General features: G+C 43.8%; 23 protein-coding genes. 6 read left to right on the top strand and 17 right to left on the bottom strand.

From position 1 onward, the window contains the following. Positions 1–10: 10 nt before the first annotated feature. The 7 genes from CN378_RS02070 to CN378_RS02040 all read right to left on the bottom strand — a co-directional run bounded on the left by CN378_RS02070 (position 11) and on the right by CN378_RS02040 (position 7,417). Positions 11–445: a BrxA/BrxB family bacilliredoxin gene (locus CN378_RS02070; RefSeq protein WP_098350271.1), complete on the bottom strand. Its 435-nt coding sequence runs from the start codon at positions 443–445 to the stop codon at positions 11–13. Between the two features lie 22 nt (positions 446–467). Further along, complete coding sequence (locus CN378_RS02065; RefSeq protein ID WP_098350270.1) at positions 468–1,595, bottom strand: conserved virulence factor C family protein; 1,128 nt, start codon at positions 1,593–1,595, stop codon at positions 468–470. A 78-nt stretch (positions 1,596–1,673) separates the two neighbouring features. Then, positions 1,674–3,560, bottom strand: coding sequence for an ABC-F family ATP-binding cassette domain-containing protein (locus CN378_RS02060; RefSeq protein WP_098350269.1), 1,887 nt, complete (start codon positions 3,558–3,560; stop codon positions 1,674–1,676). Further along, the gene (locus CN378_RS02055) at positions 3,557–4,201 is read right to left on the bottom strand and encodes an HD domain-containing protein (protein WP_098350268.1); all 645 of its coding nucleotides are present in this window, start codon (positions 4,199–4,201) and stop codon (positions 3,557–3,559) included. Before CN378_RS02055 ends, CN378_RS02060 begins: the two co-directional genes overlap by 4 nt. A 98-nt stretch (positions 4,202–4,299) precedes the next feature. Continuing rightward, positions 4,300–5,157: a DegV family protein gene (locus tag CN378_RS02050; RefSeq protein WP_098350267.1), complete on the bottom strand. Its 858-nt coding sequence runs from the start codon at positions 5,155–5,157 to the stop codon at positions 4,300–4,302. Positions 5,158–5,200: 43 nt separating this feature from the next. Next, positions 5,201–5,698 (bottom strand): hypothetical protein, encoded by a 498-nt coding sequence (locus tag CN378_RS02045; protein ID WP_098350266.1) that lies wholly within the window; start codon positions 5,696–5,698, stop codon positions 5,201–5,203. 27 nt (positions 5,699–5,725) lie between these two features. Next, positions 5,726–7,417, bottom strand: a complete 1,692-nt coding sequence (locus CN378_RS02040; RefSeq protein ID WP_098350265.1) for a formate--tetrahydrofolate ligase — start codon at positions 7,415–7,417, stop codon at positions 5,726–5,728. A 189-nt stretch (positions 7,418–7,606) separates the two neighbouring features. On the opposite strand from CN378_RS02040, the gene CN378_RS02035 reads away from it, so the two are divergent. Then, positions 7,607–8,746, top strand: a complete 1,140-nt coding sequence (locus tag CN378_RS02035) for an MGDG synthase family glycosyltransferase (protein WP_179884765.1) — start codon at positions 7,607–7,609, stop codon at positions 8,744–8,746. Positions 8,747–8,791: 45 nt separating this feature from the next. Here CN378_RS02035 and CN378_RS02030 read toward each other — a convergent pair whose 3' ends face one another. Continuing rightward, positions 8,792–9,466: a class I SAM-dependent methyltransferase gene (locus CN378_RS02030; RefSeq protein WP_098350263.1), complete on the bottom strand. Its 675-nt coding sequence runs from the start codon at positions 9,464–9,466 to the stop codon at positions 8,792–8,794. Between the two features lie 194 nt (positions 9,467–9,660). Here CN378_RS02030 and CN378_RS02025 point away from each other — a divergent pair, with 194 nt between their 5' ends. Further along, the gene (locus tag CN378_RS02025) at positions 9,661–9,879 is read left to right on the top strand and encodes a DUF3892 domain-containing protein (RefSeq protein WP_098350262.1); all 219 of its coding nucleotides are present in this window, start codon (positions 9,661–9,663) and stop codon (positions 9,877–9,879) included. A gap of 93 nt (positions 9,880–9,972) precedes the next feature. On the opposite strand, the gene mntR is transcribed toward CN378_RS02025, so the two are convergent. Next, positions 9,973–10,389, bottom strand: a complete 417-nt coding sequence (mntR, locus tag CN378_RS02020) for a transcriptional regulator MntR (RefSeq protein ID WP_098350261.1) — start codon at positions 10,387–10,389, stop codon at positions 9,973–9,975. A 296-nt stretch (positions 10,390–10,685) separates the two neighbouring features. Between mntR and cspD the strand changes: the two genes are divergently transcribed. Further along, positions 10,686–10,886, top strand: a complete 201-nt coding sequence (gene cspD, locus CN378_RS02015) for a cold-shock protein CspD (RefSeq protein ID WP_034758543.1) — start codon at positions 10,686–10,688, stop codon at positions 10,884–10,886. A 51-nt stretch (positions 10,887–10,937) separates the two neighbouring features. Here the strand turns inward: cspD and CN378_RS02010 are convergent, their stop codons facing one another. After that, positions 10,938–11,135: a zinc-finger domain-containing protein gene (locus CN378_RS02010; protein ID WP_098350260.1), complete on the bottom strand. Its 198-nt coding sequence runs from the start codon at positions 11,133–11,135 to the stop codon at positions 10,938–10,940. Positions 11,136–11,202: 67 nt separating this feature from the next. Then, complete coding sequence (locus CN378_RS02005; RefSeq protein ID WP_098350338.1) at positions 11,203–11,859, bottom strand: reverse transcriptase-like protein; 657 nt, start codon at positions 11,857–11,859, stop codon at positions 11,203–11,205. 103 nt (positions 11,860–11,962) lie between these two features. Between CN378_RS02005 and CN378_RS02000 the strand changes: the two genes are divergently transcribed. Beyond that, on the top strand, positions 11,963–12,643 hold the full coding sequence (locus tag CN378_RS02000; protein ID WP_098350259.1) for a queuosine precursor transporter: 681 nt from the start codon (positions 11,963–11,965) through the stop codon (positions 12,641–12,643). 142 nt (positions 12,644–12,785) lie between these two features. Then, positions 12,786–13,172: a reverse transcriptase-like protein gene (locus CN378_RS01995; protein WP_098350258.1), complete on the top strand. Its 387-nt coding sequence runs from the start codon at positions 12,786–12,788 to the stop codon at positions 13,170–13,172. A gap of 111 nt (positions 13,173–13,283) precedes the next feature. Here the strand turns inward: CN378_RS01995 and CN378_RS01990 are convergent, their stop codons facing one another. Together CN378_RS01990 and CN378_RS01985 are read right to left on the bottom strand one after the other, a co-directional pair. Then, positions 13,284–13,550, bottom strand: a complete 267-nt coding sequence (locus CN378_RS01990) for a DUF6123 family protein (protein ID WP_098350257.1) — start codon at positions 13,548–13,550, stop codon at positions 13,284–13,286. 34 nt (positions 13,551–13,584) lie between these two features. Next, on the bottom strand, positions 13,585–14,073 hold the full coding sequence (locus tag CN378_RS01985) for a divergent PAP2 family protein (RefSeq protein WP_098350256.1): 489 nt from the start codon (positions 14,071–14,073) through the stop codon (positions 13,585–13,587). Between the two features lie 107 nt (positions 14,074–14,180). Between CN378_RS01985 and CN378_RS01980 the strand changes: the two genes are divergently transcribed. Next, positions 14,181–14,318: a small, acid-soluble spore protein L gene (locus CN378_RS01980; RefSeq protein ID WP_098350255.1), complete on the top strand. Its 138-nt coding sequence runs from the start codon at positions 14,181–14,183 to the stop codon at positions 14,316–14,318. Positions 14,319–14,363: 45 nt separating this feature from the next. Here CN378_RS01980 and CN378_RS01975 read toward each other — a convergent pair whose 3' ends face one another. The 4 genes from CN378_RS01975 to CN378_RS01960 all read right to left on the bottom strand — a co-directional run bounded on the left by CN378_RS01975 (position 14,364) and on the right by CN378_RS01960 (position 20,024). After that, a complete protein-coding gene (locus CN378_RS01975; RefSeq protein WP_257140963.1) occupies positions 14,364–15,263 on the bottom strand; it encodes a 5'-3' exonuclease in 900 nt (299 codons plus the stop codon). 113 nt (positions 15,264–15,376) lie between these two features. Next, positions 15,377–16,201, bottom strand: coding sequence for a sulfurtransferase (locus CN378_RS01970; protein WP_142323563.1), 825 nt, complete (start codon positions 16,199–16,201; stop codon positions 15,377–15,379). Between the two features lie 2 nt (positions 16,202–16,203). Beyond that, positions 16,204–16,383 carry a hypothetical protein gene (locus tag CN378_RS01965; RefSeq protein ID WP_483295040.1) on the bottom strand — a complete coding sequence of 60 codons (180 nt, stop codon included), beginning with the start codon at positions 16,381–16,383 and terminating at the stop codon, positions 16,204–16,206. A 23-nt stretch (positions 16,384–16,406) separates the two neighbouring features. Continuing rightward, entirely contained in the window at positions 16,407–20,024 is a 3,618-nt protein-coding gene (locus CN378_RS01960; protein ID WP_098350251.1) for a dynamin family protein, read from the bottom strand. Between the last annotated feature and the right edge of the window lie 388 nt (positions 20,025–20,412).

The raw sequence follows: 20,412 nt of genomic DNA, 5'->3' as shown, positions 1-20,412 counted from the left end.
TTCCGTATATCTAGCAGTTCTCGTTAAATGCTGTCACCAGGTTCGAAATGATGGAGGAAATGTCGTGATCTTCGATTTCTTCTCTAGGGATGAAGTGAACGACTTCCTTCCCTTTAAGCAAAGCCATGGATGGGGAAGAAGGTTCATATCCTTGGAAATACTCCCTCATTTTGGCCGTCGCTTCCTTATCCTGTCCTGCAAATACCGTTACAAGATGGTCAGGGGTTTTTTCATTATTCATGACGGATTGAGTGGCCGCAGGTCTTGCAAGACCCGCAGCACACCCGCATACGGAGTTCACGACAACCAGGGTCGTTCCTTCGCTGTTCTCCATGAAATTCACGACTTCCTCTTCTGTACCCAGCTCTTTAAAACCTGCTTGTGTCAATTCCTGTCTCATCGGAGTAACCAACTGTCTCATATATTCTTCATATGCCATAGACATCTTTCATCAATCCTTTCATTTATTATTGGTGGCGCGCTTCTGTCATCTGTTTCCAAACCGATCCTTTCGCTTCTTCGCCGCCTTCTATCCGTTCAATGGCCATTTTCACCTGTAGCTTCACTTCGAATTCAGGGTCATTTTCCGCTTCTTTTAAACCTTGTAATGCAGATTCATCTCCCAATTCATAAAGGAACATGGCCGCACGCCATCTAACCAGCTTACTCTTATCCTTCAAGGCAAGGACCATTTCCGGCATGGCTTCAGCAAATCCTAAATCAGAAAGACAGTCTCCAGCCGTCCTTCTCACAGAAACTGATTTATCATGCAACCCCTTGTACAGCAACGGAAGGACTTTAGCGTCTTCAATCATTCCAAGATACACAACAGCCAATCGGCGGATGGATACTTTCTCATCCTCCAATGCTTTCTCCAGGAGAGGTAAGTCATCCAGAGTCGGATCCTCCATCGCATCCAGCTTCTGGTATCTTGTTTGCCAGTCCGGTGCTTCAAAGTCAGAGACGGTCACCTTTTGTTTCTTCTTGTAGATGAGTGGTCCCTTGGAATCGGTTGCTTCCTGCGCTTCCCCGACGAGGGATGCAAGTCTTTCAGAAGGGTAGGCCGCTATTAATTCTTCTGTCACATTGTGACCAATCTCATCCAGGTCCCCGTACCGGATGCCGTACTCTTTCCACTTTCTTAGAAGGACAACGTTATCCCCTTCCTTCTGGGCTTCGGCAATCGCTTCAAGAAATGGAGCCGTGAGGGAAAATCTCTTTTCTTGTTCTCCATCCATCACCTTTACCTGCATGGGAATGCCTTTGAACATTTGCACGCTGACATTCACTTCACCAAAATGTTCTTCCATTTGAGATTCACTTTCCTCTACAGCAGCCTCTTCTCCAAATGCTTTTCTCACTTGTGGCAGAAGCTCCTGCCAATCAAATTTAGCATTCCGTTCGACGGCCAGGAAGTCGGCAACATGGTAAACCCCTTTCACACCTTCGATGGCGAGGATCTCTTTGATGACGGGAGGAGCTCCCTCCGCTTCACCTTTTTTATAGTTGTTGTTCTTCCCGGCCTTCATTTCCTGATCGAGAAGAACTTTCATCGTATTCGGACTTGGAGTAGGTTCAATTGATAAAATCCTCAAGACTGTTACCCCTTTCTCTAAACTGTTCAATTACCTTCCATCTTAACACAGTATCCTTGTTGCCTTAAAGAAAGAGACTTATTCGGCAAATTCAGAGAGATAGGTCCACCTCTCAATGAGTCTTTCCAGTTCTTCGTTGAGCTGTTCGCTTTCCTTCATCAACTCTTGTGCCCGTTCGAAGTTGCTGCCGACTTTTTGGAGCTCGGCATCCGCTTCTTCTATTTTTGCTTCAATTCCTGCCATCTTATCTTCAATTTCATCCCACTCTCTTTTTTCCATATAAGAGAGCCTTTTTTTCTCTTTCTCCTTCACTTCTTTAAAGGGTATGGACTCTTTATCCGGCTCTGTCACCTGTTTCTTACTTTTCGCTTCATTCTTTTCCAGGTACTCCGTATACTCGCCGAAATAGAAATCAATCCGGGCGTCCCCATTAAATACAAGCAGCTGCTCTGCGGTTTTGTCCAGAAAGTAGCGGTCATGGGAAACGGTGATCACTACACCTGAAAATTCATTGATATAATCTTCAAGCACGGTGAGGGTCTCGGTATCCAAATCGTTGGTAGGCTCATCCAGCAAAAGTACGTTTGGCTTTGACATTAACAGTTTCAAAAGGAAGAGTCTTCGTTTTTCACCGCCGGAAAGCTTCCGGATCAACGTACCGTGTGTGCTCATTGGAAAAAGGAATCTCTCAAGCATCGACGTGACGGAAATTTGTTCCCCTTTCTCCGTGGTTATATATTCTCCCGCTTCTCTTATATATTCAATCATGCGCATATTTTCATCAAGTTCTTCATGGCCCTGGGTGTAGTAAGCGATCTTAACGGTCTGTCCTTTGATCAATTCACCTCTGGTAAGCTCATCCGTACCTGCAAGGAGATTAAGGAAGGTCGATTTACCGCTTCCGTTCTTCCCGACTATCCCGATACGGTCTTTCGGCTTGATCAGAAAAGAGAACCCGTTTAGTATCTGCTTGTCTTCAAATTGTTTTGACGCGTTCTTGAATTCAAAAACCTGTTTGCCCAAACGGTTGCCCCCAATCGCCATGTCAACCTGTCCATTAGACGGGCCAGAGGACATTGTATCCTCCAAGTGTTCGAATCGCTGGATGCGGGCCTTTTGTTTCGTAGTACGGGCTTTTGCCCCCCTCCTCATCCATGCAAGCTCTCTCCGGTATAGATTTTGCTGTTTTTCGGATAATTGGCGTTCGACTTCTTCCCGGGAAGCTTTAGCTTCAATAAAAGATGCATAATTTCCTTTGTAGGAGTACAGGGTGCCGCCATCCAATTCAAAGATTCGATTCGTGACCCTATCAAGGAAATAACGATCATGCGTCACGAGTAACACTGATCCATTATACTTCCCCAGGTAGTCCTCCAGCCACTTGATGGATTGATAATCCAAATGGTTGGTCGGTTCGTCCAATATAAGCAGGTCCGGCGTTTCAATGAGGACGCCGGCCAGTGCCACCCGCTTTTTTTGCCCGCCGGATAGTTCTTTCATTCTCTTCCCGAAATCATGGATGCCAAGCTTGGTTAAGATGGCTTTTGCATTCGCGCTTGCGTCCCAGGCATTAAGGATATCCATTTGTTTTTGAGCTTCGAATAATTCATCCTGCACCTTGGGGTTCTCAGGATTCTTCTCCATCTCCAGAAGGGTTGTTTCATAGTCCCTCATCGCCTGTATGACCTTGGCTTCACCACGAAATACTTGTTGGAGTACTGTCAGCTCACCATCAAAGGCAGGTTCCTGTTGAAGATAGGCAATATGGTAGTCGTTCGGCTTTGAAAGTTCTCCGCTATCATATTCTTCCATCCCTGCGATCAGTTTCAACAGACTTGATTTACCCGTACCGTTCACTCCGATCAGTCCGACTCTTTCTTTTTCCGTAATGGAAAAGGATATATCTTGGAACAGAGTTTTCTCTCCATAGGTTTTGGAAAGATTCTCAGCTGTTAGCATTCTCATTCTTGACCAGTCCATTCTTTATTAAATTGCTCTAGAAACCGGAGCATGAAGTCATGGCGTTCTTCTGCCATGGCCCTGCCCGTTTCCGTACACATCAAGTCTTTCAGCTTCAGTAATTTCTCATGAAAATGATGGATACTGGAACTATCCCCATTTCTATATTCCTCCAGGGTCATTTCGGCCCTTACCTGAAAATCCGGATTGTACATTGATCTGCCTTTTCTGCCTCCATAAGCAAACGTCCTGGCGATCCCGATGGCCCCCATGGCATCCAGGCGATCGGCGTCTCTTACAATTTTCGCTTCGATCGTCGTCAATTCTGCTTCATGACCGCCCTTATAGGATATGGAATAGATGATTGATTTCAATAACGCTTTATCACTTTCATTGATTGAAAGGCCGGAAAGTATATGATCCAGCTTTTTCTTTCCTTCTTCTTCTTCCACGAACTTATCGTCCGGCACATCGTGAAGCAATGAGGCCAGTTCAATGATATATGTACGGGAAACCTGTTCTTCCCTTGCAATTCTAAGCGCCTGTTTCCTCACCCGGTCTAAATGATACCAATCATGGCCCGTCGATTCACCTATGTATTCAGTTTTTAAATAATCGATGATTTGGTCCAGTTCTTTTCGCTCCATATTTCCACCTTCTCTTCCATTGTACCAAAGATATTCTTTTATCAGAATAAAAAGGAGTGGATGCCTGATTCATCACATCACTCCTTTTTTTGTCCATTTCATTCGTTTTCCGCAAACCAGCTTATACCGATGGTGTTCTCACCTGCATGCACGCCGATCACTGCTCCCAAAGGGTATGCCCCAAATTCAATTTGGGGATACATCTCTTGCAACTGTTCCATCCAATCCATGGCCTCTTCCCGATTTAACCCGTGCAATACAGAGACTTTCGCAATCGTCCTCTCGGCGAGAGCGAGATCCAGCCGCCGGATCATGCTGTCTAAGCCCTTTTTTATACTTCTTACCTTGTCCTTCACTTCAAGCTTACCATCTTCAATGGAAAGCATGGGCTTTATTTTCAGAACGCTTCCCAGGAAGAATGACAGACCACCCATCCTTCCACTTTTATGAAGCTGTTCAAGACTCCCTACCATCACGTACGTCTCACAGGAAGTAATCTTATGCTCAATCGCTTCCTTTATTCGCAGCGGTTCTTTTCCTTCTTTCACTAAACGTTGTCCATATTGAATCAATTCTGTCAAAGGGTTGGACAGAATTTTTGAATCGATGCAAATGATGTTCGGAATCGTATCCTTTAATAGCTCTGCAGCCTGATGGGCAGAGGAATAGGTCCCGCTGAAATGAGACGACACATGGATGGAAAAGATATAGTCATAGTCCCTTGCCAATTGTTCGAATAATTCCTTGAACGTACCGATCGAAGGCTGGGAGGTTTTCACTTCAACCTTTTCCTCCCTTAACTTCGCAAACAATTCTTCCGGAGACAAGTCTATGCCGTCCTGATACTCACGCTCCCCAAACAGTATGCTCATCGGAACAACATATATGTCGTTTTCCCCACTCTTCGAACCATTTGGAACAAATGCTGTGCTATCTGTAACCCATGCTATTCTCATTGTGAAATCCCCTTTTTTCTATATATATGAACTCTTTTCCCTACTAGAAGTCCTTTCGCTCAAGCTCTCGGAGTGTCTCAACAGTGAAAGAGATCATCTGAAGTACATCATCCACCATTTCCTCTGTGATCACCCGATTAAAGGTTAAGATTCCTTCATAGGAAGTGGGTTTCATAGAAGAGTTCACTTCTTTCCATTCCCAATACTTATCATTACCCCAGGCTTCTTCCAGGAACTGTCGGCTAAGATGCAGCTTTTCATCGCCTTTATAGACGATGACGATGTCAGCACCTGCCGTATTCTTTTCGGTCATCATCTTTCTTTCTGCCAGGAAATGGCCCATATCCGCCTTCAGGTGAAACTCTATCGAAAGTGATTTATGATAAGGCAGTGAATATCGAATTTGATAACAGCGTTCATAATGGGCGAAATCAAACAAGTCCTTGCGGTCGAGTATTTGAATATCCCCTGTCAAATCAAGATCGTAGACCGCCCCTTCAAAGATTACCTTTAAGTTATCAAAGGCTGTCGGGTCAAACATATCCTTCTCCCCTTCCCTTTAAAGTGATTAAAACAGTCCGATTGCCCGGCCTTCTTCATCTACATCCATCCCGAATGCAGCCGGTTTTTTCGGAAGTCCCGGCATCGTCATCACTTCTCCTGTCAGGGCAACGATGAATCCAGCCCCGATCTTCGGCTTCAGCTCCCGTATCGTGATGGTGAAATTCTCCGGTCGACCGAGTTTTGCCGGGTCATCAGAGAGGGAGTACTGTGTCTTGGCCATACAGACGGGCAGATCGCCCCAGCCATGTTCTTCAAATTCCTTCAGCTGTTTTCTTGCTTTAACCGTGTATTCTATTTTACTTGCCCCGTATACTTTCTTCGCAATGGTCTCGATTTTCGTTTGAAGGGATTCAGAGAGCTCATAAAGAGGCGAAAATACCTTCTGGTTCTTTTCTATCTCATGTAATACCTTCTCTGCTAAATCGATTCCACCTTCCCCGCCTTTCGCCCAGACATCGGTCAGTGATACTTTTGCATCCTGATTTTCACACCACTTGATCAACGAGGCGATTTCCCTATCACTGTCTGTGATGAACCGGTTGACGGCAATGACATAAGGAACATTGAATTGCTCCAATGTATCCATGTGCTTCCTTAAATTCGACAAGCCCTTTTCAAGTGCTTGAATATCCTCGGTTTGAAGGTCCTTCTTCGGTTGACCGCCATGCATTTTCAAGGCACGGATGGTGGCAACAAGAACAATGGCATCAGGGGCTATGTCTGCAGCCCGGGACTTGATATTGAGGAATTTTTCCGCTCCTAAGTCTGCGCCGAATCCAGATTCAGTCACCACATAATCTGCAAGCTTCAAAGCTGTCTTTGTTGCCATGACGCTATTGCATCCGTGTGCAATATTCGCAAATGGCCCTCCGTGGATAAGGGCAGGTGAATGCTCGATGGTCTGCACGAGATTAGGCTTCAGTGCATCCTTCAGCAATAAAGTCAATGCTCCTTCCGCTCCAAGGTCTCTAACGGTTACCGGCTGTCTTGACGAGTTATAAGCGACGACCATACGGCCCAGTTTTTGTTTTAATTCACCTATACTATGGGATAAACATAGAACAGCCATGATCTCTGATGCGACCGTTATATCAAACCCGTCCTCCCGTGGCACCCCTTGAACCGGGCCACCCAGGCCGACGATGATTTGTCGTAGTGCACGGTCATTCATATCGACTGCGCGCTTCCACACCACTCTTCTCTGGTCGATGTTCAACTCGTTTCCTTGATGAATATGATTATCCAGCAGTGCGGACAAAGCATTGTTGGCTGTGGATATGGCATGGATATCCCCTGTGAAATGGAGGTTGATATCTTCCATGGGGAGAACCTGCGAGTATCCTCCCCCTGTGGCCCCTCCCTTGATTCCCATCGTCGGACCCAGTGAAGGCTCCCTCATGGCAATCATCGCGTTTTTATTCAGCCGGTTTAAAGCATCCCCAAGGCCCACAGTCACAGTGGACTTACCTTCACCGGCAGGGGTCGGGTTGATCGAAGTGACAAGAATCAGCTTCCCGTGGGGACGGTCATTTAGTTTATGTATCGCTTCATAGGATATTTTCCCTTTGTATTTGCCGTATAGCTCCATGTCATCCTGGTTGAGACCGATACGTGCGGCAATATCATTGATCGGCATCAGCGTTGATTGCTGAGCGATCTCAATATCCGATTTCACTTTCTTCTTCGTCGTTGTCAAGAGAATCACCTTCTTGGTTTCGTATTTACTGAACGGTCAACACCGTGTGAGTACAATTTTTACAAAAAAGAATGTTTATCCTTAAACTGCATTTACAATCTGTTTGTAATCTTACATTATAGTGTTTCTCTATTTTACACTATAAATCAATTCTTTTGCTTGAATCTGCCATTGATCGGGGGAATTCAATTGAAACACGAAAAGCCCATTCTCATTTTGACCGCACATTTTGGTGAAGGACATGTACAGACGGCCATAACCCTTGCTGAGACGTTCAAAAGACAAGGTCATCTCGTGTACATTTGTGACTTATACGGGGAAGCCTACCCCGCCATTCACTCTTTAGCCCAGAGTTTATTGAAAAAGGGTCATTCTAAATTAGGTACTCCTTTTTACAAAGCCTTTTATTATGGAACCGACAAACTTTCCTCAAAAGGGTTAAGTTATTTTTATCAGCACCTTGGAAAGAAAAGGCTGTTGAAACTAGTCGAAACCTATTCACCATCCTTCATTATAACGACTTTCCCGCTTCATGCAGCACCATATTTACGCCTGCGCTCTTCCTTTAACATCCCTACATATACCGTTATCACTGATTATTGCGCGCACCCGCTGTGGATTCATCCCATGATTGAGAAATATTATGTGGCAAGTGATCATGTGAAAAGAACCCTGCTTTCTTTCGGTGTGGAAAAGAGCAAAATCGTTGTGAGCGGCTTACCTGTCAGAACAGGATTCCGGTACACGAAAGAAAAACATTATGCATCATTCGGTCTTTCAAAGACCCGGAAAACCGTGACATTGATGGGGGGCGGTCTCGGATTGATCCCCAATGTCGAGCCGATTCTGGCTACTTTATCAAAAGACCCCCGCATCCAGGCCGCCGTTGTATGTGGGAGGAATGAGCAGCTCTATTCCTATCTGAAGAAAACGATCAAAAGCCCTAATGTCCATATTTTTGGATATGTGTCTCGGATCGAGAAACTATACTCACTAACAGATTGTTTAGTGACAAAGTCCGGTGCCCTCTCTTTAACAGAAGCAGCGTCATTTAAGCTACCGACCATCATTTTCAAGCCGGCTCCCGGTCAGGAAAATGAGAATGCCAACTACTTTCTGAGGCAGGGGGCGGCACTATCTTATGTAACCCAGGATGACTTCCTGCAAAACCTGTATCGTTGTTTATATGATAAAAATACCAGAGATTCATTATCAGGAAAAGTATATTCTGTCTACAAAGAACATGCATGCACATCGATCGTACAGGACATTCTTCGTCATGACTATAAGAGTAGTATTGATAAGCTTCAAAGAGGAAGGGAGGGTTGACGGACAAGGAGAAATGATCGATCCACTGAGGACCGATCATTTGCTTTATTTCTGAAACATAAACAGCGTCATAAACGTCAAAGCCTGTTTCAATTCATTTGAAAGCGGATCTGTCAATGAAGGCTTCACACCTTTTTTGTATACCCAGTCTTCCCCGATCTTCTTCCATCCTTTATCACGTGCCAGCATTTCCAATTCCCAAGGCATCATCGTATTACATATTGCCTCTTCTCCATGAAGACGGGGATAGGCATTCTCCCTGGGGTGAGCAGTAGGTCCTAAGAGACCGATACAAATATATCCATCCTTATCCACTACCCTTTCAATCTCGTTCAATGTATGAAGCGGATATTCCGTCCATTCTACTGAGTTTATCGCCATGACCGCATCAAATTGCTCATCCTGGAAGGGAAGAGAGCGCAAGTCTCCTTGAACAAATGACAAGTTTCCCCTTTCCTGCTTCTTCGCGATCTCCACCATCTTTTTCGAGAAATCCATCCCTGTGACAGCAAATCCTTTTTCATACAGAAGATAAGATCCATATCCGTCGCCACACCCCAGGTCCGCAACAGTCCGTGCATCGCCTATATATTTAACAAAAAAAGGGATGACGGCCTTTCTGCTTCCAGCTGTCCACATATCGACACTCTTTGAATGCCAATGATCTGCATTATCTTCCCAACGGGTTTTGGCACTGGTATGCCATTCTGAACTTTTCATATGTACACCTCAACATTTTTTCTATTCTGTTCTCTATTCTCAATCCATCCTCTGAAATCCTTCTTTTATGGTGAAACGATATCAGAGATATAAAACAAATAATATTATTATGTAAACCTATTCCCTTTAGATTATGTTTTCCTTCCGATTGGTCCATACTATTTCTATATTTTAATCAGGAAGGGTGAATCTATATGGAGGAAATTTCTAAGGTCCAGCGGAATTATCAAGGAGACATTATAAGCTTTCAAACATCTTCCGGCCGTATCATCTCCTACCGGAAAGCCGTATTGGAAGCTTCCGAAGGTTTACTTCAGGGCGTCACACTCAATGAAAACGAATGGGGAGAAGCGGAGTTATCCAGTCTTTCAGTTCAGGATGGAAGCTTTAACGACTATCCTTCCATATTCTAAAGGTCATACCACCCATGTAAAAAGGACTTTCATCTACTATGAAAGTCCTTTTACCGTGTGCGTCATTTTCTGTCAGCATGTGAGAAAGTAATGTTATTCGCTGCGATTTTGAATGGTCCTGAGGTCTTCCACCCGGTCCTTTTCTTCATCAAAGAACTGAACGAGATCCCCGATACGATCAATGGAATCCCAGCTGAGATGGTGTTCGATTCCTTCCACGTCTTCGTAGATATTCTCTTCTTTCACTCCAATGACACGAAGGAATTGCTCTAATAATTCATGTCTATATACTAAACGCTTTCCTACTTTGTTTCCCTTTGGAGTCAGAACGAGCCCGCGGTATTTCTCATAAATAAGATAATCGTCCTTATCTAACTTCTGCACCATTTTGGTAACTGAGGAGGGGTGGACAGATAAAGCTTCCGCTATATCCGATACTCTGGCATAACCTTTGTTCTCAATTAACATATAAATCTGTTCGATATAATCTTCCATACTTGGTGTAGGCATCTTTTACCCTCCAAATTCCCATAAATATCATTAAAAGTTTACTATAACTACCGAATGAATACAACCCGCACAACGAACGCCAAGCCTCTCCCTATTCATCGAAAAAATGAAATCGAGAAACACATTTTCATAAAAAAATGACGAATGTTGACTCGAAAATCGTCATATTGTATAGTTAAGACATCATTGAATTGTATGATTTTTATGCTTATTGTCAAGCCATGAAAGTCATTCATTTCGTGAAAACTATTTTCCAGAGGCACAAACGTGCTTGAACGATTTAGGAGGATTCTAACATGCAAAATGGTAAAGTAAAATGGTTCAACAACGAAAAAGGTTTTGGATTCATCGAAGTTGAAGGTGGAGACGATGTATTCGTACACTTCTCAGCGATTCAAGGTGAAGGATTCAAATCATTAGAAGAAGGTCAAGAAGTTTCTTTCGATGTAGTGGAAGGAAATCGCGGACCACAAGCAGCAAACGTAGTTAAATTATAATCGTACAAACCAATAGATCAAGCATAGAAGGCAGCCACTCGTGGCTGCCTTTTATGTTTGATGAGTATCGTTCTTATTCAATCGCTCTCCGTACTGTCGGATTTGTTCGCCTATGGTGCATTGTTCTATGCAAAAGCGGTGAGCAAAGGTTTTGCCGAACTCTTTCCGAAAGTGTGCTTTAAGTAAGCAGTCGTTACAGTAGGTGTCAATGAGTTCATCCACTCTATCCACCACTTCTTTTCGATTCATGAAATCACTCCTAGATTTATCAGGCAATGTTCGCTGTTATTAATAGAGTATATAATACAGGGAGAAATTATTCTAATCGTTTATTACTGTGTACCTTGGTGCCTTCAAGAGCCTGGTTGGCGAGCTTGTCGGCTTCTTTATTGTCTTTCCTGTTCAGGACGACCAGATCGGGTTTCAGCCCCAGCTTTTTGAGCAGCGCTTCGATCCGGTCGAGCCATTTGCTTAACACTTCTTCATAGCAGGGCCATTCTCCCCCCAGTTGTTTCATGACTACCTGGGAGTCCCCCTTGATCGTACAAGGAACATTTTTCACCCCGATTTCATCAAGCAGGCCGAGGGCGATATGTAAGGCAGCATATTCTGCTTCATTATTATTTTCAATCCCCTCGAGGAGGTCATTTTTCCTGATTCGAAATGATTCCCCGCCCTTATCGTAATAAATGACGACCCCGGTACCCGCATGATTCGTCTCCTTTTCGAATCCTCCGTCAAAGAACACCACGATGTTTTCAGGTTCCTTTTCCAACTCCTGATTCAGTTTGATGAATTCCTTCCTGGTCCAGGAATTTCCCATTTCATCTATGATCTCAAGATCTTGCACCCTTCCTGTTTTCATCAGATCATCCACATGGATCAATGTTTCTTTCCGTGGAAAATAGCCGGATTCAAACACTATATCGGAAGAAGTCTTGCTTTTATAATTAAATTTGATCTTCATTTCCATCGTCATTCACTCCGTTTTCTCCATTTTATTGTTCAAAATCATTTTTCTTTGTATAATGAGGACTATTGTTTCATTTCATCTTTGAACATTAGGAGGACTTATTATGTTTAATATATGGTTCGGACTGGTTTTCGTCCTCATTACATTTTCATGCTTACTGATCATCTATCGAATGTTTGGACGTACCGGCCTCTTTGTATGGATCGGGATTTCCACGATACTTGCAAATCTACATGTCGTCAAAACGATTGAGATCTTCGGGCTGACAGCTACTTTGGGAAATGCCATGTACGGCACCGCCTTTTTGGTAACGGATATCCTGAACGAAAAGTATGGGAAAAAAGATGCCCAGAAAGCGGTTTGGCTTGGATTCTTCACGTTGATCGTTATGACTATTATTATGCAGCTGGTACTCATATTTCAACCACACCCTGACGATTTCTCCCAGGAGTCTCTTGCCACAATCTTTGGAATCATCCCACGGATCGCCCTTGGGAGCCTTGCCGCCTATCTCGTTAGTCAATTGACGGATGTGTATATCTTTACGTATTTGAAGAAGAAATTTCCGACAGATGGCCAATTTTGGATCCGCAACAATGGGAGTACGATGGTGAGTCAATTATTGGATACACTCGTCTTCACAAGCATCGCCTTTTTGGGCGAATACCCATTGGATGTATGGTTCGAAATTTTCATAACCACCTATCTCCTCAAATGGGTCATCTCTCTCATGGATACCCCATTTGGCTATATCGCAAAACGATTCCCGAAAAATACGGGATGATCATTTAAGCCGGGTGAATCATAACACCCGGCATTTATTTTGGGAAGTAAGGCTATTAAGGTGAATAATCAATAATTCTCCAAAAATGGTTCTTATCTGTGCTACTATATGTATATTGATAATGGTTTCGAGGTGATTGTAGTTGTTAGAAGTCAATATTGATGGCGCAAGTGCCGGAAATCCTGGTCCAAGCGGTGCCGGTATTTTCATTAAACATAATGGTGAAGTGGAAAAGCACTCCATACCTCTGGGGATCATGGATAATCATGAAGCCGAATTTCTTGCCTGTAAGAAAGCTCTTGAAATCTGCTTGGAAAAACAAGCTGATACCGTGTGGCTGCGAAGTGATTCTCAGGCAGTCGTTCATGCGATCGAGAAGGAATTTGTACGGAATGGACAATATAAACTGTTGCTCGATGAAATATTGAACATGACGAAACAAATAAACCTTTTCTTCGTAAAGTGGATACCAAGTAAAGAAAATAAAGCGGCAGATGAGCTGGCACGTAAAGCAATCCATCTGAATTAAAAGGGATACCTCCATTCTGATTTCGCCTTAATCAAAATTCCACAAGCGCTTTACAAACACTATAAAAAAAGACCATCAGAAAGGATACATGCCTCTCTGATGGTCCCAGGGTTATGCCAATCCCTGTTTTTCCATCCACCTCAGTGCATCTTTTCTGGATGCGATTTGCTGGGAATGAAGTCTTTCTAATATGGACATGTAGAAACTGCTGTCAAATTGCTTCTGTGCTTTTAATGTGATTTCTATGGCACTATTGACCAGTTCATCCGGGGCATCTGTGTATTTCTTGCCGAAATAGATGAACCCAATTGCGTCTTCTTGAAATTTGAATCCTTTATTTTCAAGATCTATGAGAAATTCTTCTGTTGTCTTTTTCATGTTTCTCCTCACCTTATCGCCACTTTGTCTTCTTTTATCTTACAGAAAATTTCTTCTTTTGCCTATCCTTTTTGGAAAACAAGAAAGCAACGAAGCCAAGCAGGGACCCGAGCAATGCGCCTCCCACCACTTCCTGGGGCTGATGTCCAAGCATTTCTTTCAGTCTCTTCGGTTTTCTCTCTTCGAAGGCAACGGTTTCATTTTCATGCGCCTTCCGGACGAGTTCATCCAGGCTGTTTACTTTAAGGGTCAATTCACCGGTTTGACGGCGTATCCCTTGTGCATCGTACATGACAATCAGTCCAAAGATGAAGGAAAGAGCAAAATCGATTGTCCTTACCCCTCTCTTTAACGCAATAAATGTCGTCAATGATGCCACTCCCGCACTGTGGGAGCTTGGCATCCCCCCGGTCTGGAAAAACAGCTCAGGCTTCCATTCCTTCTTTTTCAAAAAATGCAGAGGGATCTTTAACCCTTGGGCAAGAGCTATGCTGATCAAAGCGGTTACAATTCCTTTATTCACCCTTACACCTCCCTTACAGTAGTTTGTCCTAAAATTCTCTGTACATGGGATATTTGTATAAAACATTGACAAAATAATAAGGATCACATTCAAGGAGGCGTTAAGGAATGACAAAAGGGAATAATCAAAACAAAGGGAAAAGCGCAAAAAGCGTAAACCCGCAAGGAATTTCCCAGGATGCTGAATTCGCGATGGAGCCTAAGAGCACATTGGAAAATACCGCTAAAAAAACGAATAAAAAATGATTCACACTAAAAAAGTGTCAGGGGCGATCCCTGACACTTCAATGTTTAGCTGGAAGCCATCATCACATTCGACCCTGCCAAAAACCGTCTAAGAACTTTTAATTCGAGCTCGTCCACAAGGGAAAGCGTATCATGTGAAACGTTATTCCATCTGGCTTCTTGAATGGAAACCGTCAATGGCACTTCACAGTGAATTTCAGCCAGTTTCCTTGATACATGCAGCATGTCCAGGTCTTCTTCAATCTTCTTACGTTGGGATGGGGTCAATTCGTGCAGATTAGCAAGGATACCGGAAATATCCTCATATTGTTGGATCAGCTTCAAGGCTGTTTTCTCCCCGATCCCTTTTACCCCGGGATATCCGTCACTTGTATCGCCCATCAATGCTTTCACGTCGATGAATTGTTGAGGGGTAATGCCCCTTTCTTCTAAAAAAATGTCCTTCGTATAGGTTTGATAATTCCCAAACCCTTTTTTCAGCAGCATGATTTCAATATTGTCATCAAGAAGCTGCAGCAGATCCTGATCGCCGCTCAGAACAGAAACTTTCCGCTCGGGTTGATGCAGCTTTGCCAGAGTGCCGATACAATCGTCTGCTTCATAGCCTACCACACCCACATTGGAAAGATTGAACCCTTCTGCCACCTCTTTGGCAAGATCAAACTGCGGAATCAATTCCACCGGTGGGGCGTTTCGATTCGACTTATAGTCGTTGAACACTTCATTACGGAAGGTTTGACTCCCCATGTCCCAACACACGATGATATGGGTGGGCTGTACATGATCCGCCGCCATCAGTAAATGTTTCATGAACCCCTGCACCCCATTAGTCGGGAGACCTTTTGAATTCATCATGAACTGGCCCGTTACAGCCGTTGCAAAAAAAGATCGAAATAGTAATGCCATGCCATCTATCAATAATAAATGTTCGTTTTTATTTTCCAATTGATCCACTCCTTGTCCGTTCATTTCGTTCCGTATACTTTGTAAAGTATAACATATAAGCATAAAAAGCTAATTGGAAAAGTGATGAACCCTTTCCAATTAGCCTTCCATCATTATTCTTTCTCCACCTTGTGATCTTCATAGGAAATCCAATCGCTGTAGCTTCCTGCATATAGTTTCACATTGGTAAATCCAGCTTCCTTAAGGGAGATGAAGTTTGGGGTGGCTGTCACACCGGATCCACAATATACGATGATGGGATCGTCTTTTTTCAGCTCTTCGAACCGTTTTTTCTGCTCGTCCCCTCCGATGAAGTAACCTTCCTTCACACCATCCGTCCACGGATGATTGATGGCACGAGGTATATGGCCCGGTATACGGTCGATCGGTTCTTCGCGACCTGTGAATCGTTCCCTGCTCCGTGAGTCGATCAATGGAGTATTCCTTTCCCCGTTTGCAATGGCCCTCACCTCATCCAAAGAGGCAACAATCCCTTCATTGAAGTTTGGACGAAAGCTTTTTGAAGGGTATATGGGAACGGTCGATTCGGTCTTTCCTGAAGCCTTCTTCCAAGCCGCAAACCCCCCGTTTAATATATAGACGTTCTCATGTCCGATATAATGGAATAACCACCAGCATCTGCCAGCAAATGCCTCTTCCTTTTCATCATAGATTACGATGATGGTTTGATTGTCGATTCCGGCGTCCTCGACTTTACGCAGGAAATTCTTCATATTCGGGAGGGGGTGGCGTCCCCCGTGCTTTTTCGCATACCCGGATAAATCCTTTTCAAGGTCAAAAAAGACAGCGCCCGGAATATGGCTATGATTGTATCGTTCCCGCCCATCTTTCGGATTCCCCAAAGAAAAACGGCAATCGATGATACGTACATTGAAATCATGGATATGTTCCCTAAGCCAATCGACCTCTACCAACACACTCATGATATCATCCCCCTCTTCTTCATCAATTTCACCACTTGCTCCTTCGGTTCCCAACAGGAAAATTGATACGTCGTTTTGGTTTCATAGCCCAGTCTCGAGCAGAAATAGGCAGTCTTCTGATCCGTCTTCAACCCTCGAAAATGAATGCATGTGGCACAGCAATGATAAGGATTCACAGTCATTGTCCTCCTTCTCTTCTTTATGCTTGTTCGAGCTGTTCTAAATCCCGCTTTAATTGTTCCAGATCCTGTACCGTCTCGAGAGCCTCCAGATTGGACGTGATCTGTTCAAGCACTTGACTTCGCAATTCTTCTTTAAACGTCTTAAATTCAGCTTCTACATACCTTTGTCCCCAACGATCCAAACGTTCCTGCTCTTCTGACAGATAGCGGTCGGCAGGTTCCTGAAGCAAGGATTCCAAATTTTCCTGGACCACCTTTTTCCCGCCTTTTTCAAAGAATTGCTTTGGATTCTTGAATGTTGAAAAGGCTTCTTCGAACGGTCGCAGTTCCGTTTGGGCGAATGCGTTCTCAAATTCAATGGTGCTGCCATTTTCATTTTCGAGTGGGGATAGTACAAGTTCCTGTTCGACCTGCTGCATTTTTTCTTCTAACGCTTTCCATTGCTCTCTGAGCTGTTTTTGAATGAACTGCTGAATCCGAAGGGAGGTTGCCCGCATTTCTTGTGCCAGATCAAAACCGATACTCGATAAGAATTCTTTCAACCCCTCACGGATTGCCTGTGATTGGGATGGATACTGCAGAAACAATCCCGAATGAAATGCTTCTTTATAGAAATCAGACACCCGGAAGAAGACTCGTTGCTTCACATAATAGATAAGCTCCTTTAATTCCTGCCGCATCTCCACTGTAAGGGGCTCTCTAGATTGTGCATCGATAAGGGTGAGAACCTCGGACTTTCTTTCCATAAGCTCCTCTTTGCGCGCTTGTTTATACGTCTTGTCACTTGAAGCGGAATGCAAATATTGTTGAAAACGACGCAACCCTCTATCCCACTCGCTAAGGCCGGAATCTATACTCATACTCACTAATTCATTCTGTATAAAGGTTTGGAATTCCTTCTTGAATGCACCGATGCCTGATTTATGAGAATCTGACTCTTTTAGTGCCTGAAGGGAGGATACCCCGAATATCCTGGGAAAGCGGATCCCATATTGGATCAACTGCCCCTCCACATATTCAAGGACATCATGTTTCTCTTCTTGGTCACTGGCAAGGTCGATGGCGTTGACGACGAAAAACATCTTATCCAGTTCAAAGGTGTCCTTCACACGGCCCAATTGGATAAGGAATTCCCTGTCGGCCTTGGCAAATGCATGATTATAATAGGTCACGAAAAGGATGGCATCGGCATTCTTGATATATTCAAAGGCCACACCGGTATGGCGTGCATTGATGGAATCCGCTCCCGGTGTATCTACGAGGGTGATTCCCTGTCTTGTCATTTCACAATCGAAATAGAGATCGATGGACTCTACGAAGCACGCCTTTTCCTCATCGGCTACAAATCCCCTATATTCTTCAAGGTCGGCCGTTTTGGTTTTGCCGAGACTTTCTTTAAATGCGGGGTATCCTTTCAGAAAAGCGTGAAGGAAAGAGAGATGGACATTTTCTTTCCCGTTTCCTTCACTTGTTAAAGAAGGAATCAGTTTCATTGCCTCGTCCAGGGATTCCACGCTCCGATTAAAGAATGAGAGCGAATGATTGATGTCTGAAAATAGCTGTTCAGAGGTTTTGATCTGAACATGGGCGGTTTCGTGCTCACCATCTTCAGAAACAGGTTTGATTCGATTGATGGATGCAGTTGTAGGATTCGGGCTCACAGGAAGCACCTTTTTCCCTAAAAGGGCATTGGCAAAAGATGATTTCCCGGCACTAAAAGCGCCGAATAAGGCGATGGTAAAGGATTGATTGGCGAGACGGTCTTTCTTGCCTTCCAATAGTTCCGCCATTTTGTTGAAGCCTTTGTACTTCTTGAACACTGTGGCCATCCTGTCTAATCGATGTATGACTTCTTCCATGGATGAAGACGTTTCCTCCCGCTGAGTGGAGGCTTGAGAATCCATCTCCTGGCGGCGTCCCTTACCCTCTTTCTCTTCAAGGACCGTGTCAGAAGCAAGTGTATAGTCTTCTTCCCTCTCTTTCCACTTTACCGTCCACTGGGAGATAACCCTGTCAGCCTGCTTTGGTTCAATCTCCACATTCATTAATTTTCGAAGCTGTTCCTTTTTCTCTTCCTCGAGTAAATTCCATTGATAAATGATGCCTGTTTTCTGTTGAATCTCCTTTAATTCATCTTCCATGGCTGATTGTTCCTTAGTCGATGAGTTTTCCATTTCCGTAAGCAGAACTTCCATCAACCCATTTGTCTTATTTCTTGCCATCTTTTTTAACTCTTCTGAAAGATCGTCACAGTATTGCAGTACATAGTCACCCGTGACGCCGGCCCCTTGTTTAATCAGATTTACCAGGAAGCGGTCATCGACTTCAAGGGTCAATCGATCCCATTCCAGACGTTGATCTGATGCCGGGATGTATTCCTTGACCATATTTTTCCCGAGGGTCTTCAGGTGCCATTCCAATTGAGATTCGATCCGGGTGTTGATATCCTCTTTAAATTTTTGGAGTCTCAATGCTTTTTCTTCTTCTGTCTTTTGCTTCGAGAAGAGAAAGCCGACTTTGAAGTCCGGTTGCCTGCTTTCCAAGAAGTCCTTTGCTAACTCTCTTGTTTCAAAAGGCATTAAATAGGCATTCTTGAGGATTTCCCTTCGTTCTTCCTCGAATTGATTCTTTATCGCTTTGACATTACTCTTCGCGAGGGAATCCATCAGCTTTTGTTCTTTTTGAAGGATGGTCTCTTTACTCTCCCATTCTTCATTTGTAAGAATCTTCCCCGCTTTATCCTCGATTTTGCCGAGCTCTTCCTCATACCATTTCTCATGTTCTGAACGGAGTTGAGATATAGCTGAAACGGCGGAAGCTTCAATAAGGCCGTCTTTGTTTCCGACATGTTCTTCGATGAGTGCTTCTAATTTCCTAAGGTCATTGTAGGGGTGGTCCGGATTTTTCAAGCTTGTGAAAAACGTCCCATCCGGTACAACGCCCCACGAGGCGAAGGAGTTTTTGACACTTTCTTTGAAATCGGTGAATGCCAGTTCTTCCTCTTGATGCTTGTCAATCTGATTGACAATCAGATACAATTTCACACCATGACGGACCATTTCCCTGGTGAATTCAAAATTCACCTGTGATTGGACATGGTTATAATCCATCACATAAAAGACGGCATCAGCGAGATGGATGGCCGATTCAGTTGAAAGCCTGTGGGCGTCATCCGTACTATCGACGCCTGGTGTATCCAAAACGGACACGCCTTCAGGTACCTCACTCCTCATACGCCCGATCTCCACCGAGTAGACATCTTCCCCATTTTTACAAAATTCCTTTATGGTCTCGAAGTCATACGGCGCCTTAAAGTATAGGGGCCGGGATTCGTGATAATGAATTTTCGCGAAATCCGTTGGGGCATGATGAACCTTCACTAAGTTCGCACTGGTTGGAATCGGACTGGATGGAAGGATGTCTTCCCCCATCAAGCGGTTGATCATCGTGGACTTACCAGCGGAAAAATGGCCGCAAAAAGCAAGGATCAATTCATGTTTGTTCAGTTTTTCAGCCAATCGTTCCACCTTGGCAGCCCGCTCTTCATCGCCGTTTTGAAGGAAGATGTCGTAATAAGCTGTCAGTTCTTTTATCGTATTATGTAATTGGGTGCTTGTATGTTCAATCTGACTCATAGTCTATTTCCTTTCTGCTCTTAAGAAGAATGATAACGTTTTTATTTTATCGTATTTCATCCAAATTCTCTATGAAATCATACCAAAAGGGGACTCTTCGAATAATTCCAGTATATGCAGAGGACAAGATGAAGGAAAAAGACAAAATAAAAAGCCCTCTTCCAAAGAAGAAAGGCTTGGTTTATCTATCGTGTTGTATCGGTTGCTATCAGATTTGAATGGACAAATGATTTAGAGTTCGCCTGGTATGAAGATATGTTCTTCCGTTGTGCCGGATTCTTCATTACATTGGATAAAACATATTTCATCATGAAGACGTACGCTGTTACAGTAAACAATATCAAAAACCATACCATTTTTGTCCCCACCCTTTTGTAAATTACGTCCT

It is taken from the genome of Bacillus sp. AFS015802 (genome assembly GCF_002561455.1).
Lineage (GTDB): Bacteria > Bacillota > Bacilli > Bacillales > Bacillaceae_B > Rossellomorea.
The sequence above is the reverse complement of the archived record's forward strand: the minus strand, read 5'-3'. Positions and strand labels throughout refer to the sequence as shown.

Coding starts and splice junctions, on each gene's coding strand:
- CN378_RS01990 (WP_098350257.1), bottom strand. CDS start 13,550: ATGAAAAAGACAACAGAAGAATTTCTCATAGATCTTGAAAATAAAGGA.
- CN378_RS02070 (WP_098350271.1), bottom strand. CDS start 445: ATGTCTATGGCATATGAAGAATATATGAGACAGTTGGTTACTCCGATG.
- CN378_RS02010 (WP_098350260.1), bottom strand. CDS start 11,135: ATGAATCGAAAAGAAGTGGTGGATAGAGTGGATGAACTCATTGACACC.
- CN378_RS01960 (WP_098350251.1), bottom strand. CDS start 20,024: ATGAGTCAGATTGAACATACAAGCACCCAATTACATAATACGATAAAA.
- CN378_RS02050 (WP_098350267.1), bottom strand. CDS start 5,157: ATGAGAATAGCATGGGTTACAGATAGCACAGCATTTGTTCCAAATGGT.
- CN378_RS02030 (WP_098350263.1), bottom strand. CDS start 9,466: ATGAAAAGTTCAGAATGGCATACCAGTGCCAAAACCCGTTGGGAAGAT.
- CN378_RS02025 (WP_098350262.1), top strand. CDS start 9,661: ATGGAGGAAATTTCTAAGGTCCAGCGGAATTATCAAGGAGACATTATA.
- CN378_RS01980 (WP_098350255.1), top strand. CDS start 14,181: ATGACAAAAGGGAATAATCAAAACAAAGGGAAAAGCGCAAAAAGCGTA.
- CN378_RS02060 (WP_098350269.1), bottom strand. CDS start 3,560: ATGAGAATGCTAACAGCTGAGAATCTTTCCAAAACCTATGGAGAGAAA.
- cspD (WP_034758543.1), top strand. CDS start 10,686: ATGCAAAATGGTAAAGTAAAATGGTTCAACAACGAAAAAGGTTTTGGA.
- CN378_RS02055 (WP_098350268.1), bottom strand. CDS start 4,201: ATGGAGCGAAAAGAACTGGACCAAATCATCGATTATTTAAAAACTGAA.
- CN378_RS02045 (WP_098350266.1), bottom strand. CDS start 5,698: ATGTTTGACCCGACAGCCTTTGATAACTTAAAGGTAATCTTTGAAGGG.
- mntR (WP_098350261.1), bottom strand. CDS start 10,389: ATGCCTACACCAAGTATGGAAGATTATATCGAACAGATTTATATGTTA.
- CN378_RS02005 (WP_098350338.1), bottom strand. CDS start 11,859: ATGGAAATGAAGATCAAATTTAATTATAAAAGCAAGACTTCTTCCGAT.
- CN378_RS02000 (WP_098350259.1), top strand. CDS start 11,963: ATGTTTAATATATGGTTCGGACTGGTTTTCGTCCTCATTACATTTTCA.